The 17,174-nt window shown below is 63.0% G+C and carries 14 protein-coding genes, 2 tRNA genes and 2 pseudogenes; 14 read left to right on the top strand and 4 right to left on the bottom strand.

The window, feature by feature from the left end; genetic code table 11:
• The 4 genes and pseudogenes from Q7V20_RS20175 to Q7V20_RS20160 all read right to left on the bottom strand — a co-directional run.
• Positions 1-104, bottom strand: a pseudogene (locus Q7V20_RS20175) (elongation factor P); the annotation flags it as partial.
• Positions 105-147: 43 nt separating this feature from the next.
• Positions 148-1,254, bottom strand: coding sequence for an elongation factor P maturation arginine rhamnosyltransferase EarP (gene earP, locus Q7V20_RS20170; protein ID WP_304795302.1), 1,107 nt, complete (start codon positions 1,252-1,254; stop codon positions 148-150).
• 7 nt (positions 1,255-1,261) lie between these two features.
• The gene (locus Q7V20_RS20165; RefSeq protein ID WP_304795300.1) at positions 1,262-1,930 is read right to left on the bottom strand and encodes an alpha/beta hydrolase; all 669 of its coding nucleotides are present in this window, start codon (positions 1,928-1,930) and stop codon (positions 1,262-1,264) included.
• 48 nt (positions 1,931-1,978) lie between these two features.
• A complete protein-coding gene (locus tag Q7V20_RS20160; RefSeq protein WP_304795298.1) occupies positions 1,979-3,394 on the bottom strand; it encodes a carotenoid oxygenase family protein in 1,416 nt (471 codons plus the stop codon).
• A gap of 98 nt (positions 3,395-3,492) precedes the next feature.
• Between Q7V20_RS20160 and Q7V20_RS20155 the strand changes: the two genes are divergently transcribed.
• The 14 genes and pseudogenes from Q7V20_RS20155 to Q7V20_RS20090 form a co-directional block, all read left to right on the top strand.
• Positions 3,493-4,104, top strand: a complete 612-nt coding sequence (locus tag Q7V20_RS20155) for a TetR/AcrR family transcriptional regulator (protein WP_304795296.1) — start codon at positions 3,493-3,495, stop codon at positions 4,102-4,104.
• A gap of 37 nt (positions 4,105-4,141) precedes the next feature.
• The gene (uvrC, locus tag Q7V20_RS20150; protein ID WP_370652514.1) at positions 4,142-6,115 is read left to right on the top strand and encodes an excinuclease ABC subunit UvrC; all 1,974 of its coding nucleotides are present in this window, start codon (positions 4,142-4,144) and stop codon (positions 6,113-6,115) included.
• A gap of 4 nt (positions 6,116-6,119) precedes the next feature.
• Positions 6,120-6,650 (top strand): hypothetical protein, encoded by a 531-nt coding sequence (locus Q7V20_RS20145; RefSeq protein ID WP_304795292.1) that lies wholly within the window; start codon positions 6,120-6,122, stop codon positions 6,648-6,650.
• 27 nt (positions 6,651-6,677) lie between these two features.
• Positions 6,678-7,244, top strand: a complete 567-nt coding sequence (gene pgsA, locus Q7V20_RS20140; RefSeq protein ID WP_304795290.1) for a CDP-diacylglycerol--glycerol-3-phosphate 3-phosphatidyltransferase — start codon at positions 6,678-6,680, stop codon at positions 7,242-7,244.
• A 196-nt stretch (positions 7,245-7,440) separates the two neighbouring features.
• The gene (locus tag Q7V20_RS20135) at positions 7,441-7,713 is read left to right on the top strand and encodes an HU family DNA-binding protein (RefSeq protein WP_290661428.1); all 273 of its coding nucleotides are present in this window, start codon (positions 7,441-7,443) and stop codon (positions 7,711-7,713) included.
• Between the two features lie 21 nt (positions 7,714-7,734).
• Positions 7,735-7,810 (top strand) — tRNA-Val (locus Q7V20_RS20130).
• Between the two features lie 111 nt (positions 7,811-7,921).
• Positions 7,922-9,868, top strand: a complete 1,947-nt coding sequence (locus Q7V20_RS20125; RefSeq protein ID WP_304795287.1) for a SurA N-terminal domain-containing protein — start codon at positions 7,922-7,924, stop codon at positions 9,866-9,868.
• Between the two features lie 39 nt (positions 9,869-9,907).
• Positions 9,908-9,983 (top strand) — tRNA-His (locus Q7V20_RS20120).
• A gap of 89 nt (positions 9,984-10,072) precedes the next feature.
• Positions 10,073-10,380 (top strand): annotated as a pseudogene (locus tag Q7V20_RS20115) (transposase); the annotation flags it as partial.
• Positions 10,381-10,726: 346 nt separating this feature from the next.
• Positions 10,727-11,221 (top strand): sigma-70 family RNA polymerase sigma factor, encoded by a 495-nt coding sequence (locus Q7V20_RS20110; RefSeq protein WP_304795284.1) that lies wholly within the window; start codon positions 10,727-10,729, stop codon positions 11,219-11,221.
• A gap of 121 nt (positions 11,222-11,342) precedes the next feature.
• Complete coding sequence (locus Q7V20_RS20105; protein WP_304795282.1) at positions 11,343-11,570, top strand: MbtH family NRPS accessory protein; 228 nt, start codon at positions 11,343-11,345, stop codon at positions 11,568-11,570.
• 5 nt (positions 11,571-11,575) lie between these two features.
• A complete protein-coding gene (locus Q7V20_RS20100; RefSeq protein WP_304795280.1) occupies positions 11,576-12,304 on the top strand; it encodes a thioesterase II family protein in 729 nt (242 codons plus the stop codon).
• Complete coding sequence (locus Q7V20_RS20095) at positions 12,301-13,281, top strand: TauD/TfdA family dioxygenase (RefSeq protein WP_304795278.1); 981 nt, start codon at positions 12,301-12,303, stop codon at positions 13,279-13,281. The genes Q7V20_RS20100 and Q7V20_RS20095 overlap by 4 nt, the downstream gene beginning before the upstream one ends.
• Before the next feature lie 24 nt (positions 13,282-13,305).
• Positions 13,306-17,174: AMP-binding protein (locus Q7V20_RS20090; protein WP_304795276.1), on the top strand; the 3,869-nt coding region annotated here is incomplete at its 3' end.

The following is a 17,174-nucleotide window of genomic DNA, read 5'->3' as shown; positions in this document are numbered from 1 at the left end:
GCGGCGCCGCGGCCACCGCGGCTGTATTCGGTCCTGAGGACGACCATCGGGTCCTTGCCCTGCATGATCACGTTGCCAGCGCGGATTTCTTGTGCGGTTTTCATGGTGGATTCCCGAGGGGGTCGTGTTTGAGCAAAGCCTTGGATTTTAACGCCCATTCAAGACAAAACCGCAAAGCTGCGTCACGAGATCAGGAATTTCAGCCAATCTTTGCCGGGAAGCACGGCTGCTGGCGGCCCATCTCGGGTCGTGCAGCACCCGGCTCAAAGGCTCAAAATCCATGGTTGAGGCAGGTTTCAGGCCGTTCCAACTGAGCCACAGTGCGCGCACATCTGCAGCCAGATCATCGGGCCAGCCGCTCATCCAGCGGTCCATGAAGGCCTCCAGCTTGCCCGCGTGAACGCCATCGTCCTGCGGGTAGATGTGCCAGATGTGCGGCTGGCCAGCCCACAGTGCGCGCACGGCGGAGTCTTCACCGCGCACCATGTTCAGGTCGCAGGCCCACAGCAGGTGGTCAAACTCGCGCTGGCTGAGCGGGGGCAGTTCATGCAGGGTCAGGGTGCTGGCGAGCGGGTTCGCCGCCTGCCATTGCCGGGACAAGGCCGTGGCAAAGCCCGGGGTGACGAGCACCAGGGTGGGCTGCCCACTGGTTGCCAGCGCCTCCAGCATGGCTTCCACAGGGGCCGGTTCATAGCAGAACAAGGACAGCCATCGCGTGTCTGGCGAGGGTGCGCTGATGCCAAGCATCGATGACAACCATCGATCCCGATGCCGGTGATGATCGGCTTCCCAAGCCTGGCGCGCGGCCATCAGATCGGTTTCGCGCAGCAGCCCACCTGTGGCCTGGGTGAATCCTGGGTAGAAAAACCATTTGGACAAGCCCGCGCCCGGGCCGCTCATCACGGGCGATCGCAGGCCATGGCAGCGCTCCACCCAGTTCTCGGCACTCAGGTATTCCAGGTTGATCCACACTGGTGGCGCGGGTCGCTGCATGCGGGCCACGAAAGCGTCTGGCGGGTTGCAGCCAAAAGCTTCGATGACGATGTCGCCGGGTTCCTGGTCCTTCGCATCCCAATCAAGCACCTGGATGCCGGGTGGCCGAAGTGGCTCGGGTGCCATCCATTCCAAGGCGCTGGCATCGTCCACCCACAAGCGCACCGAGTGGCCGCGATTGGCGAGGTCGGCGCTCAGGCGCCAGCACACGCCAATGTCACCGAAGTTGTCGATGACGCGGCAAAACACATCCCACAACATGGCGGGCTCAGGCGGGTTTCAGCACGCGCAGCAGCCAGCGGTTGAGGTCGGCGATCTCAGGCGCGCAGACCGAATGCGGCATGGGGTATTCGTGCCATTCGATCTGGTAGCCCAACGCTTGCAGCGTGTCGCGAGAGGCCGTGCCGCGGTCGAAGGGCACGACCGGGTCATGGGTGCCGTGGGCCATGAAAATGGGCGCGTCGTGGTTGCTGGCGTGGCGCTCGGCGGCGGTCAGGTCGGCCAGGGGCAAGTACCCTGACAGCGCGACGATGCCCGCCAGGCGCTCCTTGTGGCGCAAGCCGGTTTGCAAGGCCATCGCGCAGCCTTGCGAAAAGCCCATCACCACGATGCGCGAGGCGGGCACGCCCCGAGACTTCTCTCGGGCGATCAGGGCTTCGATCGTGGCTTGTGATTCACGCACTCCTTGCTCGTCTTCACGGCGCGTCAAATCCTCAAGGATGATGTCGTACCAGGCCCGCATCACGTGGCCACCGTTGATGGTGACCGGGCGTGTGGGCGCGTGCGGGAAGACAAAGCGAACAGGCCCCACGGCATCCAGCTGCAATTCTTCGGCCACGGGCACGAAGTCGTTGCCATCCGCGCCCAGGCCGTGCAGCACGATGATGCTGGCCGTGGGCTGGTCGCCCGTTTCAATTTCAATCAATTCAAGCGACATGATGGGCTGTTCCCAGAGGTGATGAACCCGCCCATTTTAGTGATGTGCTCAGTGGCTGTCAGGGATCCAGTTGCCGTGAAAGCCCGCAGGCACGCGCACAGGCAGGTGCACGATGGCCTGCGGCGGACCGCTCAAGTCCTGCGCGTTGACGATGACCAGGTCACTGCGCTGGGTGTTGGCATCGTGGACGTAGGACATCAGCCAGCCTTCGTCTTCGGCCGTGCCGCCTTGGCGTGGCACGAACACCGCCTCGCCGGTGGAGCGCCCGGCGCCATGATCGTGGGTCAGCGTGGTGCCCGTGTGCAGGTCATGGCGGAACAGCCCGCGCGCGTGCTCGGCGTTGCTGAAGCCCACCGTGTAGGCGTAGCGGTAGGGGCGCGTGCTCAAGGTTTCGTTGCAGCGCGGGAACTCCTGGTTCTGATCCGACACCACGGTGCGCTTCACGGTGCCTCGGGCTGGGTCGATGTGCCAGCGCTCGAAGGTGATGCGGGTGCCATCGGCCTCGGGCCCGATGCGCGAGCGGTCGAACATGCGGGCATGCACCACCACGTCCAGCATCACGCCACCATCGTCCAGGTCGTAGGCATTGCAGGTGTGGAAGACGTAGCAGGGATCGACCGGGATCCAGCGAACATCTTTGGCATGGCCATCTCGGGGCATCAGGCCCACGCGCGCCTGATGCCGCTCATTCCAGCCATAAGGCAGGCCTGCGCCCTGAAGCAGGTGTTTGAGCGAGAAGGTCACCGGCAGATCCAGGATGATGAGCTGGCTGCGCGTGATGGCGCAGTCGTGGATCATGGGGCCGTGCTTGACCGGCACTTCCACCACCTTGGTGAGCTGGCACTGAGCATCGACCACGATGTAGCTGATGCGCTGGGGCTTCAAAGCGTCGTAGCAGATGGCGTGGGCTTCGCCTGTGACCGGGTCGATCCGGGGATGCGCGGTGAAAGCGCGCAAGGCCGTGCTGTCGAACAGACCATGCTTGACGGTGTTCAACTCACCATCCAGTTCAACGGGCAGTGCGCCCGCCTCGACCGATGCCCAGATGCGCCCACCGTGCCCGAACACATTGGTGTTGACCACGTCCACCACCCCGCGCCGTGGGCCCGGCGCCTTGGGCAGGTTCTGGTGGCGCCGCACCGAATCGGTTCCGATCCAGCGATTGCGGTACCAGGCGGCCCGGCCGTTCTCCAGCCGCAAGCCGTGAACCATGCCATCGCCAGTGAACCAGTGATAGGCCCCGGGATTGGTCACGTGCAGGGGGTTGGGGCCAATGCGCGCATACAGGCCATTCAGCTCGCGAGGCAATTCGCCGGTGACCGTCAACTGGGTTTCGGTGCGCTCTTGCGGCACGGGTGCGTAGATGCCTTCCAGGTACCTGTTTGAATCCGAGTAAGGCACGCGACTCTTCATGCGCCCGCTCAACCAGGCGACCGCGCGTTCTTTCAGTGAGAGGGAGGACATGGCTTTGCTTCCTTTGCCGGATGACTCAATGTATGCGGCGTCAACACTGTGAAATTTAATGTATTCGGTGTCAACATAAATCTGGTAAAACCCTTGTGATGGTCAAGTCTTCGTCCAAAACATCCAGTTCGTATCACCACGGCAATTTGCGCTCGACCTTGGTCGAGCAGGGTTTGGTGCTGCTTGAAGGCAGCCAGCAGGGCGAGTTGAGCCTGCGCGAACTCGCACGCCATGTCGGCGTGTCGGCCAACGCGGCTTACCGCCACTTCGCCAACAAGGAAGCCTTGCTGGCAGCGCTGGCGGCCGAAGGGTTTCGTCGGCTGAATGCGGTGCAAGTCCAGGCTGCAATGGCAACGTCCGACATGGACAAAGGTTTCCGCCAGTCCGGGCGTGCTTATGTCAGGTTCGCCCAAGACAACCCTGCCTTGTTTCGCCTGATGTTCAGTCGACTTACTTCTGGCAACCCCACGGATGAGTTGTCCGAAACCAGCCAGACATCCTTTCGGACCTTGCAGACCGCCGTGTCGGCCGTGACCGGTGTGCCCATCGACGACCGGCAGACCACGGTCATGGCCATGGCGGCCTGGAGCGTGGTGCATGGCCTCAGTCACCTGGCGCTGGATGGCCAGCTGGACCACCATGACGGCAAGGTGGATGACTTGATCGACCAGGTCATCGGCATGTTGCAGACCTCCATCCCGCTGCGCTGATGCGTGTCATCGGCAAGGTGCCAGGTTGTCCGCGACAATGCCGCCCATGACTGTGCCCGTCGACACCGATCCAGCCCCATTGCCAGAACCTTTGCCCGAACCTGCGGGGCCCGACCGCGCCGAGGTGTGGAGCCGCCTCCTGCTGGAAGTGGCTGCCCTGCCGGGCTTGCCTGGCGTGTACCGCTACTTCGATGCCAAGGGCGATGTGCTCTACGTGGGCAAGGCCCGCGACCTCAAAAAACGCGTGTCCAACTACTTTCAGAAGACGCACGGCGGCACGCGCATCGGGCAGATGATCTCGCGCATCGTGCGCATGGAAACCACGGTGGTCCGCAGTGAGGCCGAAGCCCTGCTGCTTGAAAACAACCTGATCAAGACGCTCAATCCGCGCTTCAACATCCTGTTCCGCGACGACAAGAGCTACCCCTATCTGAAGATCGCCTCTCACGACTTCCCGCGCCTGGCTTACTACCGTGGCGCGGTCGATCGCAAGCACCGCTACTTCGGGCCGTATCCCAACGCCTGGGCGGTCAAAGAGTCCATCCAGCTGCTGCAAAAGGTGTTCTTGCTGCGCACCTGTGAAGACTCCTTCTTCAAGCACCGCACACGCCCTTGCTTGCTCTACCAGATCAAACGGTGCAGCGGCCCCTGCGTGGACCTCATCAGTGGCGACGACTACCAACGCAGCGTCCTGCAGGCCGAGCAGTTTTTGCTGGGCGAGCAGGAAACGGTGATGCAAAGCCTGCAGGCGCAGATGATGGATTACGCCGAGCGCATGGAATATGAGCAGGCCGCCGAGATCCGCAACCAGATCAGTGCCTTGTCCAAAGTGCTGCACCAGCAATCAGTGGACACGGCCGTGGACAAGGACGTGGACGTGCTGGCCGTGAGAGTGCAGGGCGGCCGAGCCTGCGTGAACCTGGCCATGGTGCGCGGTGGCCGACACCTGGGCGACCGCGCCCATTTCCCCGTGCATGTGCAAGACCACGTGCTGGCCGAAGAAGAGCAGGAATCCACCTCCGTTGACCTGGCCCAGGCCACCGAGGTGCGGGTGCTCGAAGCCTTCCTGGCGCAGCACTACCTGGGCGGCGTGGTGCCCTCGCTGCTGGTGCTCAGCCACCCGGTGGATCCGGCCTTGATTGCCGCCCTCAGCGAGCACTGCGAACACAAGATTCAGACGCTGATTCAGCCACGTGAAGAGCGCCGTGCCTGGCTGGACATGGCCATCACCGGGGCCGACCTGGCATTGGCCCGCTTGCTCAGCGAAGAGGGGTCACAGCAAGCCCGCACCCGCGCCTTGGTCGAGGCGCTCGACCTGGCCCTGGACCCGGGCGACACCAGTGGTGAAAGCAGCGACCCCCTGGCCAAATTGCGCATCGAATGCTTCGACATCAGCCACACTGCTGGCGAAGCCACGCAGGCCTCGTGCGTGGTCTACGAGCAGCACCGCATGCAATCCTCACAATACCGGCGCTACAACATCAAGGACATCACTGGCGGTGACGACTATGCCGCGATGAAGCAGGTCCTGGAGCGCCGCTACGGCTCGGCCAAACCCGAGCACATTCCCCATGTCGTGCTGATCGATGGCGGCAAAGGCCAGGTCTCCATCGCCCGCGAGGTGTTCGAGACCTTGGGCTTGGACCTGTCCATCATCGTGGGCGTTGAGAAAGGCGAAGGCCGCAAGGTCGGCCTGGAAGAGCTCGTCTTTGCCGACGGCCGGCCCAAGCTGCAACTGGCCCCCACCTCGGCCGCCTTGATGCTGGTGGCCCAGATCCGTGACGAGGCGCACCGTTTCGCCATCACCGGAATGCGCGCCAAACGTGCCAGTGTGCGCACCGGAGGCAGCCGCCTGGAGGACATCCCCGGCGTGGGCCCCAAGCGCCGTGCCAAACTATTGCAACGCTTTGGCGGCGTTCGCGGCGTCAGTTCAGCCAGCCTGGAAGAGCTGGCCACCGTCGACGGCATATCCAGAGAACTGGCCGAGGAGATTTACCGTGCCCTGCACTGACAGCATGAAAAGATTGATGTTCACCGGCTGCCTGATGGCCGTCATGGCCACCACCGCCTGGCTGGCGGGGTGCGCATCCAGGAATCAGGAGGCCGCCCGACCGTCCACACCCACGTCAACGCCTGCCCCGCCGGTGGCCGATTCGGGCGCATTCGGTGGTGCGGTCAAGCCAGGGGGCCGTGTTGTCTTGCCAGCCCCCAGCAAATCCCGCAACTGGAAAGAAGTCCGTTTGCAGGCTGCTCGTCGGCTGGTGGCCGCCAATCCCGACATCACCTACATGGGCAAACCGCCGGATTTGCTCAGGGCCATCCCCGTGCTGACCTTTGAACTCAACGCCGACGGCACCATCCGCCGCGTCGAAGTCATGCGCTACCCCAGCCAGGACCGTGAAACCGTCAACATCGCCATTGAATCCATGCGCCGGGCGGCGCCATTCGGCAACGTGGCGCACCTGCCCAAACCTTGGCGTTTCAACGAGACTTTCCTGTTCAACAACCAGCACAAGTTCAAACCCATGACCTTGGATCAACTTTGATCTCCGTCTTCACGGCACAATCGCGTCATGTTTCTAACTTTGCCCACCTTGCTCACCTGGGCGCGGATCGTTGCGATTCCGCTGATCGTGGGATGCTTTTACCTCCCATTGCCCATGACGCAGATCAATCTGCTGTCGTGCGTGCTGTTCATCGTCGTAGCTTTAACGGACTGGGCCGATGGGTGGCTGGCCCGCCGCCTGAACCAGACCTCGGCCTTCGGGGCCTTCCTCGACCCGGTGGCCGACAAGTTCCTGGTGTGCGCGTCCTTGTTGATCCTGCTTGAACTGGGGCGCGTCAATGCCTTGGTGGCCCTCATCATCATTGGGCGCGAGATCGCCATTTCGGCCTTGCGCGAATGGATGGCCCAGATTGGCGCCTCCCGCAGCGTCGCCGTCCACATGCTGGGCAAATTCAAGACCGCGGCACAAATGGCCGCCATTGTTTTGCTGCTTTTCGATGGCGAGCTTTTCGGCCTGCTCCACACCCGCGTGTGGGGCACCTGGCTGATCTACATCGCCTGCGGCCTCACCATCTGGTCGATGGTGTATTACCTGCAGAAATCCCTGCCGGCCATCCGCGCCAAGGCTGGCTGACAAGCCGAAATCAGGGCTGCATGTCAAGCGTGCATACACGCCCTCCAGGGCGATGGTACGGGCCAGGATTGGGCATAGAATGATTTCTCTAATTTATCCGCAGCAGGTATTTCGGTGCTGCACACATCGCCCCAGCGCTGTTAGTACGTTCGTTTTGTGGAACTCGTTTTGTGACGCCTTCAAGAAGGGATTTTTTGTGAACAAGTCCGAGTTGATTGAACACATTGCCCAGCAAGCTGACATTTCCAAAGCCGCTGCTGGTCGTGCGCTGGAGGCCTTGATCGGCGGTGTGCGCACCACGCTGAAAAAGGGCGGAACGGTCTCGCTGGTGGGCTTTGGCACCTTCGCTGTTTCTACCCGTGCAGCACGCACCGGGCGCAATCCGCGCACCGGCGATGCGATCAAGATCAAGAAAGCCAAAGTGCCCAAATTCCGCCCGGGCAAGGCCCTCAAAGACGCGGTGAACTAAAATAACATCTGTTGATCCATTGGGTGCTTAGCTCAGTTGGCAGAGCGGCGCCTTTACACGGCGTAGGTCGGCGGTTCGACCCCGTCAGCACCCACCACCGATAGCGATGCAAAGGCGGACCATGGTTCGCCTTTGTCTCGTTTGAAATCTGGTTTTCCTGACCCCTTTTTCTTGAACCCTGTGACCCGGCTCCGGCCGTAGCCCTCTCATGTTTGATTTCGTTCGCAAGCACATGCGTGTCATGCAAGGCCTTCTGGTGTTGCTGATCGTGCCTTCCTTTGTCCTCGTCGGTGTGGAGGGTTATTCAAAGTTCATGGACGAGGATGGCATCGTGGCCAAGGTGGCCGGCAAGGACATCACCCAGACCGAGTGGGACCAGGCTCACCGCCGCATGGTTGAGCGCATTCGCTCCCAGCAGCCGGATGCCGATCCCAGTGCCTTCGACAAGCCCGAGTTCAAGAAGAAAGTGCTCGAATCCCTCGTGCGCGAATACGTGCTGAGCGTGGCCGCCCGCGATCTGCACTTGACGGCCGCTGATGCGCGTCTGGTGCGCATGTTTGCGACCGATCAGCAGTACGCTTTCTTGCGCAACCCCGATGGCTCGTTGAACAAGGATCTGCTTCAGGCCCAAGGCATGACGGCCGCCCAGTTTGCCGAGCGCCTGCGCCTGGACATGTCGGTGAACCAGGTGCTGGGTGGCGTGGCCAGCACAGGCCTGACCTCGACGGTGTCCAACCGCGAGGCGGTGGAGGCCCTGTTCCAGGTGCGCGAAGTGCAATGGATGAAGTTCGAGCCCAAAAATTACGTGGCCCAACTCAATCCCACGGTTGACCAACTCAAGGCGTTTTACAACAGCCCGGCCAACACCAAGGACTTCATGGTCCCCGAAAAGGCAGATGTTCAATACGTGGTGCTTGATCTGGACACGCTCAAGAAAGGCGTCTCGGTGCCCGAAGAAGAGCTGCGCCGCTCTTACCAGGAAAACATCACCCGCTTCACCCAGCCTGAAGAGCGCCGCGCCAGCCACATCCTGATCAAGTCTGAAAAGAGTGCGCCAGCCGCGCAAAAGCAGGCCGCGCAGGCCAAGGCTGAGCAACTGCTGGCCCAGCTCAAGAAAGATCCTGCGCAGTTTGCCGAGCTGGCCAAGAAAAACTCCGACGACCCCGGCTCGGCCGTGAACGGCGGCGATCTGGATTTCTTTGCCCGTGGCGCCATGGCCAAGCCCTTTGAAGACGCGGCTTTCAGCCTGAAGCAAGGTGGCATCAGCGGCGTGGTGGAGACCGACTATGGCTACCACATCATCACCGTGACTGGCCTGCGTGGCGGCCAACCTCAACCTTTTGAGGCCGTGCGCGCCCAGATCGAAGACGACGCCCGCAAGCAACTGGCTCAGCGCCAATACGCCGAGGCCGCTGAAAGTTTCACCAACAAGGTCTACGAACAGCCTGACAGTCTCAAGCCCGTGTCTGACGACCTGAAGCTGACCGTGCAAACGGCTGCTGATGTGCTGCGCAGCCCTGGCACCAAGGACCAGGGCCTGTTGAGCAACCCACGTTTGCTGGAAGCCCTGTTTGACGCAACCAACCGCGCCAAGAACCGCAATACCGAAGCCATCGAGGTGGGCCCCAACAAGCTGGTGTCGGCCCGCATCGTGAAGTACACGCCCGCCAGCAAGCCAGCTTTCGAGCAAGTGCAAGCCCAGGTTCGTGAGCGTTGGATGGCGGCCGAGTCCATCAAGGCTGCGCGCCAGGATGCTGACCAGAAGCTGGCCTTGTGGAAGCAATCACCTGACAAGGCCCAACTGCCAGCGCCAGTGCAGATGTCCCGTCGCTTGGTGTTCTCTCAACCGCCTGGCGTGCTGGATGCCGCATTGCGCGTGCCTGCCAAGCAACTTCCAGCCTGGGTGGTGGTGGACATTGGCCATGAAGGTTCTGCGTTGGTGAAGATCAACAAGGTGCTGCCGCTGCAGATCACGCCTCAGGAAGTGCAAGAGACCGAAGGCCAGTTCGCCGGGTATTGGGGCAAGGCCGAGGCTGACGCCTATTTCAACTCCCTCAAGCAGAAGTACAAGGTGGAGTACATGAATGGCGGCAAGAAGCTGATGGACGAGGTCGCCAATGCGGATGAAGCGCAAAAAACTGCATTGGCGCCTTGATTTGCGTTTTTTGACGCTATAATCTTGATCTTTCCAGTGGTGGCTGTAGCTCAGTTGGTAGAGTCCAGGATTGTGATTCCTGTTGTCGTGGGTTCGAGCCCCATCAGCCACCCCACCAAACACGATGCCCTCTATGAAGTCAGTCTTCATAGGGGGTTTTTGTTTTGAGCTACCTATGAGCCTCACATTGAGGTCCAATAGGAAGTGTCAGGGGGTAAATTACGTTACACCCCAAATTTTAAGCTGGAAGCGGTCAAGCAGGTCACCGAGCGGGGGCATTCAGCTGCCGAGGTGACCAACAGGTTGGCTGTCAGCGCCCACAGCCTGTACAGCTGGTTTCGAGCCTACCAAAATGCCGCCCGGTCAACAGGCCGCCCAGCTGTCGCAATCGAAGAACTTCGGCGCCTGAAGGCCGAGCTCAAACGGGTGACTGAGGAGCGCGACATCCTAACAAAAGCCGCGACGTACTTTGCCAAGTAGTCCGGGTGAAGTCCGCATTCATCAAGCGCCATGGCCCTAGCTAAGTCCCTGGCCTACTGGTGGCAAGCCCACGGGACAGCCCGACAGATGGCCCATGAGTGCACCCAACGGGAAGCCATGAAGGCCGAAGATGACATCCCCTTCAGGCCCGGAAAAATGCCCAAATGGTTGTCTTATGAGGGCAGGTGTCTTACTTATTTTGACCAAAGCGTCTAAGTAAGTACAGGGCAAACATTGATTGATGACTTCCCTTGACTGTAAAAGTTAATAATTCTCATTCAATGTTTCGGGTAGAGTCAGTTCCCAGCATGGGCCTCGCATGCCGGGAGCATTCATTTGCAACAGGGATGCTGCACCATGTCATTGAGTTCAACCGAGTTGACGCTCGGCGAGGTTTTCGTGGCCAACAGGGCCTATCTCCGGCGCGTGGCGCAAAAGATCGTTCACACGATGGACCTGGCCGATGAGGTGATCCAGGACGCCTACCTGAAGCTGATTCATGGCGGGACCGACCGCGAGGTCCGCAAGCCCCTGTGCTATTGCTGCCAGGTGGTGCGCAACATGGCATTCGATTACCACCGGCAGCGCACCGTTGAGTCGAACTACCGCGTCTGCTGTGACGATGTGGAAGCGATCGGGCCTGTGAGTTGCAATCTTCCAGAGTTGACATTCGGTGGCCGCCAGGCCCTTGCGGTGGTCGACAACGTGTTGAATTCACTGGCGCCGCGCACGCGCCTGGCGTTTGAGCTCAACCGCCTCGACGGTCTGACCCAGCGCGAGGTCGGGGGGCGGCTGGGGTGCTCCGCGACGCTGGTCAATTTCATGATCAAGGAGGCCGATTCAGCGCTGAATGGTTGTCGGTACCTGCTTTGACGAACAGGGCACTAAACAGAAGTCGGCCTGTGCCGTCATCTAGTGCTGGAGGCGGTTTCTGTGGCCTGGTGACTGCTGAACCTCCTTGCATTCTCCCTGCTCAACCAAACGAGGACCAAGCATGTCGACAAGTTGTTTTGACCGTGAAGACGAAACCTTCATCGTTCTGTTCAACCACGAAGAGCAGTACTCCATCTGGCCTCATTGGAAGGCCGTGCCCGCCGGTTGGACCGCGGTCGATGGCATCAAGGGTGACAAGAAAACAGTGACCGACTATGTCGAGAAGACCTGGACCGACATGCGGCCCAAGTCTCTGCGTGAGTGGATGGAACAGCAAGCGGCGCGGTGAGCCGCATGCCGACACCCGTCTCCCTTCTGTGCCTGCCATGCGCGGGGGCCAGCGCCACCATGTACCTGCGTTGGCGGCGTCTGCTGCCGCGATGGGTCGAGGTCGTGCCGGTCGAGCTGCCGGGGCGCGGTGCCCTGTTCTCGGAGCCCTTCATCGAAGACTTCGAGTCGCTGGTGTCCTGGCTGTGCCGAGATCAGCAGCAGGTGCTGTCGGGCCGGTATGCCTTGTTCGGCCACAGCATGGGCGCCCTGCTGGCCCATGGGATGGCGTTCAGACAGCTTGACACTGGCGGGCCCTTGCCGCAGGCCCTGCTGGTTGCCGGCAGTCCCGCGCCGTCGAGGCGAGACCCCGCACGTTTCGCTGGAAAGCAAGATGAAGCTTCCTTGATCGCCGACCTTCGCGAGCAGGGCGGCACCCCTGAGGAAGTATTCGCGAACGAGGAACTGATGCGCATCACGCTGGACGTGCTGGCTGCGGACTACCGTGTCTGCGCGAGCCTGCGCCCAGTGGCGCACAAGCCTTTGCCCATGCCCGTGCATGCCTTTGGCGGTCGTCAGGACGACGTCGGCGCCGAGCGGCTGGAGGCCTGGGCTGTGGAGGCCGGGGGCGTCTTCAGCGTCGATTGGTTCGAGGGGGGGCACTTCTTCATCCGGGACCAGGAGGCCTTGTTGATGCAGGCCATCGTGAAGCGCCTGATGAGCTCGGCCATGGCGACCTCGGAGGCTTGGGCGTGAGCGCGGCATCGCTTCACCTGAGCCGTTGCCCCGGGCCAAAGTCGGCCTTGCCGGTGCTGATCACGCCTTCTGCCTCGGGCCAGACCCTGTCCGAAGCCATGGCGGAGATCCGCCCGCGGATCGACGAGGGGCTGTGCGTCGCGGGCGGGGTGTTGCTGAGGGGGTTTTCGGTCCCGACGATCGAGTCCTTCCAGACGTTTGCCGCCGCCTTCGGGCATCCCTTGCTGAAGTACGAATTCGCCTCGACGCCGCGCAGCGCGGTGTCGGCTTCGGGGGTCTACACGTCGACCGAGTACCCGGCGCATCAGCACATCCCCTTGCACAACGAGCAGGCCTACACGCGTGAATGGCCGATGAAGATCTGGTTCCATTGCGTCACGGCCTCGCCGGTCGGTGGGGAGACGCCGATCGCCGACAGCCGGGCCATCTACAAGCGCATGCCGGCGGACATCCTGGCCCGGTTTGAGCCAGGCCTGCGCTATGTGCGCAACTACGGCGAGTTCGATGTGCCTTGGCAGAAAGTCTTCAACACCGGCAACCGGTCGGAGGTGGAGGACTTTTGCCGCCGCGCCTGCATCCAGTGGCAATGGAAGGATGACGGCGAGCTTCGAACCAGCCAGCTGTGCCAGGCCGTCGAGACCCACCCCGTGACGGGCGAGCGGGTTTGGTTCAACCAGGCCCACCTGTTCCATGTCTCGAACCTCCAGGCCGAGGTTCGCGAATCGCTGGAAGACATCTTGGGCGTGGGCAACGTGCCACGCAATGTTTTCCTGGCGGATGGCCGTGTGATTCCCGACGAGGAGTTTGCCCGTGTGCGCGCGGTGCTGGATGCCGAGACCGTCATCTTTCAATGGCAGGCGGGCGATGTCCTGATGCTGGACAACATGCTGGTCGCCCACGCCCGGACGCCTTTCAAGGGGCCCCGCCAGGTGGTGGTGGCCATGGCCGAGCCGCACGGCAACCTGGGCAGGTTCTGACCCCGGATCAATCCAAGGACGGACATGGCGGACTCAATGATGATGACCAAGCCTCAACTTCCCGGCACATCGCCGGACTTCGTCACCCACTTGCATGGCTTGGCCCTGACACGGGCGGACGACAAGGCCTTGACCGTGGCTTGCAGCCAAGGTGGCCAGACCGTGGACACCACCATCAGCTACGGCCAGTTGGATTGGCAGGTCCGGGCACTGGCGGCGCGGCTCCAGCAGGATTTCGGGCCAGGCGAGCGCGCCCTGATCATGCTGGACAACGATGAACACCATGTCATCAGTTTCTTCGCTTGCTTGTACGCGGGCCTGATCGCCGTCCCGGTCTTCCCGCCCGAGTCCATCCGGCCGCAGCACCTGGAGCGGCTGAGCGGCATCGCCGCCGACTCGCGGGCCTGCTGCATCCTGACCAGCAGCGCCGTCCAATCCATGATCGCCAGCGCGGGCGAAGCGTTTCCGCAGGTCAGGGTGATCGCGGTTGACAAGGTGGGCGAAGAGGGCGCCGGGCCATGGCGGCACCGCACCCCGGCGCCGGGTGACATCGCATTCCTGCAATACACCTCGGGCTCGACGTCCGCGCCCAAGGGTGTCATGGTGACGCATGCCAGCCTCATGGCCAACATGCGTGCCATCGAAGAGGGCTTGTCGGTGGGGGCGGCGGATGTGTTCGTGTCCTGGCTGCCGCTGAACCACGACATGGGCCTCATCGGCGGCCTGCTGCAACCGATCCATCGGGGCATCCCGGTGGTGTTGATGTCGCCCCGTTTTTTCCTGGAGAGGCCCGTGCGCTGGCTGGAAGCGATCTCCCGCCACCGGGGAACCATCAGCGGGGGGCCGGATTTTGCATACCGCCTTTGCCTGGAGCGTGTGACGGAGGCGCAATGGCGGCAGCTGGACCTGTCGTCGTGGCAGGTCGCTTTCTCGGGCGCGGAGCCCGTGCGGGCCGAGACACTGCGCTTGTTCGGCGAGCGGGGCGCTTTGGCCGGTTTTTCCGCCGAGGCCGTCTACCCCTGCTATGGCCTGGCCGAATCCACGCTGTTCGTGACGGGAGGCCGGCGTGGTGCGGGGCTGGTGTCCCAGCGGTTCTCGGCCAGCCACCTGGCCCAGGGCCAGGCGCTGCCTGTGGCGGAGGGGGGCGCCACCTTGGTCGGCTGCGGTCATGCACCTTCGGCGCACCAGGTGGAGATCGTCGATCCGGGGTCGATGGATGTCCTGGCGCCGGGGCGCATCGGCGAGATCTGGGCCAGCGGCCCCAGCCTGGGCCAGGGCTATTGGGGAAAGCTGCCCGAGAGTCTGGCGACGTTCGTGGAGCGGGGTGGTCGCCGCTGGTTGCGCACAGGTGACCTGGGTTTCGTCCATGGCGGGCAGTTGTACGTCGCCGGGCGGATCAAGGACATGGTCATCGTGCGGGGACACAACCTCTACCCGCAGGATCTGGAGCGCGCGGTCGAGCGTGAGGTGGGTGCGGTGCGGCAGGGACGCGTCGCTGTGTTTGCGGTCGATGGGCCCCAAGGAGAAGGCATCGGCCTGGCGGCGGAGGTGTCGCGGGGCATGCAGAAAGTGGCCGAGCCTGCGGCGCTGGTGGAGGCGCTCAGCGCGGCGGTGAGCGAGCAGTGTGGCGAACCCTTGTCGGTGGTGATGCTCTTGCAGCCTGGCGGCATGCCCAAGACCACCAGCGGCAAGCTGCAGCGTGGTGCCTGCCGAAAGGCGTGGCTGGAAGGAACGGCCAACGCCTATGCCCTCTACCAGCATGGGTCCTTCGTGTTGGGTGGGCCATCCCCGCAGCCGCAAGCCGAGGCGGCGTTGGATGAGGTGGAGGCGGCTTTGGCCTTGATCTGGCTCGAGGTGCTGGGCCAGTCGGCCGAAGCAAGGCCCTTGTCGAGGAAGACGCACTTCTTCACCCAAGGGGGTAATTCCCTGACGGCCACGCAGGCGGCCTTGAAGATGTCCATGGCATGGAACACCGAGGTGCCGCCTCGCTGGTTGTTCGAGCAGCCCCGCCTGGGGGAGTGCGCCGCGCGGCTCCGGCAGGTGCTGGCCGAAGGCGCGGTGCCCCGCCAGGCGGTCTCCGCCATGCCGCCGACCCGCCTCGGGCTGGAGGGGCATCCTCCGGCGCCCTTGTCCCATGCCCAACGGCGACAGTGGTTCCTTTGGCGCCTGAACCCCGGTGACACGGCCTACCACGTGGCGGCCGCTTTGCACCTGGGCGGGGCGCTGTGCCCGGATGCCCTGCGCCAGGCGCTGGTTGGTTTGGTCCAGCGGCACGAATCCTTGAGGACCGTGATCGGCCTTGGCGCGGATGAACTCGGCGAGCAGCGGGTGCTGAGCACGCTGGACTTGCCCATGGCGGTGACAGACCTGTCGAAGGCCCCTTGGCCGTCACGCGCCTTGCTGGCCGATGAAGCGGCGCAGGCCTTCAATGCGCGGCCTTTTGACCTCACGCAGGGGCCGCTGTTCCGGGTGGCGTTGCTGAAGCTGGACGACGACCAGCACCGTCTCTTGATGGCCATGCACCACATCGTGTCCGACGCGACGTCGATGCAGATGTTGGTCGATGACCTCGCGGCCCTGTACCAGGCCGCGCAGCAGTCGGAACCGGCGGTGCTGCCCGCCTTGGCGACCCGGTATGCGGACTACGCGAACTGGCATGGCGCCTGGCTGGCCCAAGGCGCCGGAGAACGCCAGTTGGCCTATTGGCGCGGGCAGCTTGGGACGGACCATCCGTCATTGACCTTGCCGACCGATCACCCGCGCGCGGCCTTGGCCCGGTACCAGGCCGCGCACCACGTGATCGATTTGCCGCAGGACGTGCTGGCCGCCTTGCGGGAGTCCGCCCATGTCCAGGGCGCGACCTTGTTCATGAGCTTGCTGGCGGGCTTCCAGGCCTTGATGCACCGGCACACCGGGCTGGACGATGTCCGTGTCGGCGTGCCGGTGGCCAATCGCCAGCATGCCGGCATCGAATCGGTGACGGGCTTCTTCGTCAACACCCTCGTGATGCGCCATGTCATCGACGACAAGATGTCCTTGGCGGCCTTGTTGGCAGGAACCCGGCAAGCAGCGCTGGACGCACAAGCGCATCAGGACTTGCCGTTCGAGCAATTGGTGGAGGCCTTGCAACCCGAGCGCAGTGCCAGCCATGCGCCGCTCTTCCAGGTGGTGTTCAATCACCTGAGCCGGGACCTGCGGCGCTTCGAACGGCTGACGGGCCTGACCGCGGCTGTCGAGGTCATCCCCGGACAGGCCGCGCAGTTCGAGCTCACCTTGGAAACGGTGGAGCAGTCCGACGGCCGGGTCAGCGCCAGATTCACCTTCGCACGGGAATTGTTCGAGCCCGAAACCATCGGGCGGCTGGGCGAGCACTACGTGTTGATGCTCAGGGCCCTGGCGCAATCCCCGGCTTTGGCCGTCGGAGAGGTCGAGCTGGCGGTGGACGCCGAGTGCACGCAGTTGCGGCGCTGGGGTGACCAGTCCATGTGCATGCTGTCCTCTGAACCGATCCACGGCTTGATCGAGCGGCAAGCGCGGCGGCAGCCGCAAGCGACGGCGGTGGTGCACGAAGGTGAATCGCTGAGCTACGCGCAACTCGATGAACAGGCCAACCGCCTGGCCCACCGCCTGCTCAAGATGGGGGTGGGCCCGGAGTCGCGCGTGGGCGTGGCGCTGGAGCGCTCGACCACGATGATCGTGGCGATCCTGGGCATCCTCAAGGCCGGTGGGGCCTACGTGCCGCTGGACCCGGACTACCCGGCCGAGCGCCTGGCCTACATGCTGGCCGACAGCGGCATCGAACTGCTGCTGACCACCAGCGGGCTCAAGGCCCGGGTGCTGCCTTTCAGTGAGGACACCGGGGCCATCGAGGCTTTGGAACTGGACACGCTGGA

This window comes from Aquabacterium sp. (genome assembly GCF_030652515.1).
In the GTDB taxonomy this organism is placed as follows: domain Bacteria; phylum Pseudomonadota; class Gammaproteobacteria; order Burkholderiales; family Burkholderiaceae_C; genus Aquabacterium.
Note: the sequence above shows the minus strand (reverse complement) of the source record. Positions and strands in the feature narration are given on the sequence as shown.

Excerpts from the sequence above, each read along its gene's own strand:
- earP (WP_304795302.1), bottom strand. The coding sequence starts at position 1,254 with ATGTTGTGGGATGTGTTTTGCCGCGTCATCGACAACTTCGGTGACATT.
- Q7V20_RS20165 (WP_304795300.1), bottom strand. The coding sequence starts at position 1,930 with ATGTCGCTTGAATTGATTGAAATTGAAACGGGCGACCAGCCCACGGCC.
- Q7V20_RS20160 (WP_304795298.1), bottom strand. The coding sequence starts at position 3,394 with ATGTCCTCCCTCTCACTGAAAGAACGCGCGGTCGCCTGGTTGAGCGGG.
- Q7V20_RS20155 (WP_304795296.1), top strand. The coding sequence starts at position 3,493 with ATGGTCAAGTCTTCGTCCAAAACATCCAGTTCGTATCACCACGGCAAT.
- uvrC (WP_370652514.1), top strand. The coding sequence starts at position 4,142 with ATGCCGCCCATGACTGTGCCCGTCGACACCGATCCAGCCCCATTGCCA.
- Q7V20_RS20145 (WP_304795292.1), top strand. The coding sequence starts at position 6,120 with ATGAAAAGATTGATGTTCACCGGCTGCCTGATGGCCGTCATGGCCACC.
- pgsA (WP_304795290.1), top strand. The coding sequence starts at position 6,678 with ATGTTTCTAACTTTGCCCACCTTGCTCACCTGGGCGCGGATCGTTGCG.
- Q7V20_RS20125 (WP_304795287.1), top strand. The coding sequence starts at position 7,922 with ATGTTTGATTTCGTTCGCAAGCACATGCGTGTCATGCAAGGCCTTCTG.
- Q7V20_RS20105 (WP_304795282.1), top strand. The coding sequence starts at position 11,343 with ATGTCGACAAGTTGTTTTGACCGTGAAGACGAAACCTTCATCGTTCTG.
- Q7V20_RS20100 (WP_304795280.1), top strand. The coding sequence starts at position 11,576 with ATGCCGACACCCGTCTCCCTTCTGTGCCTGCCATGCGCGGGGGCCAGC.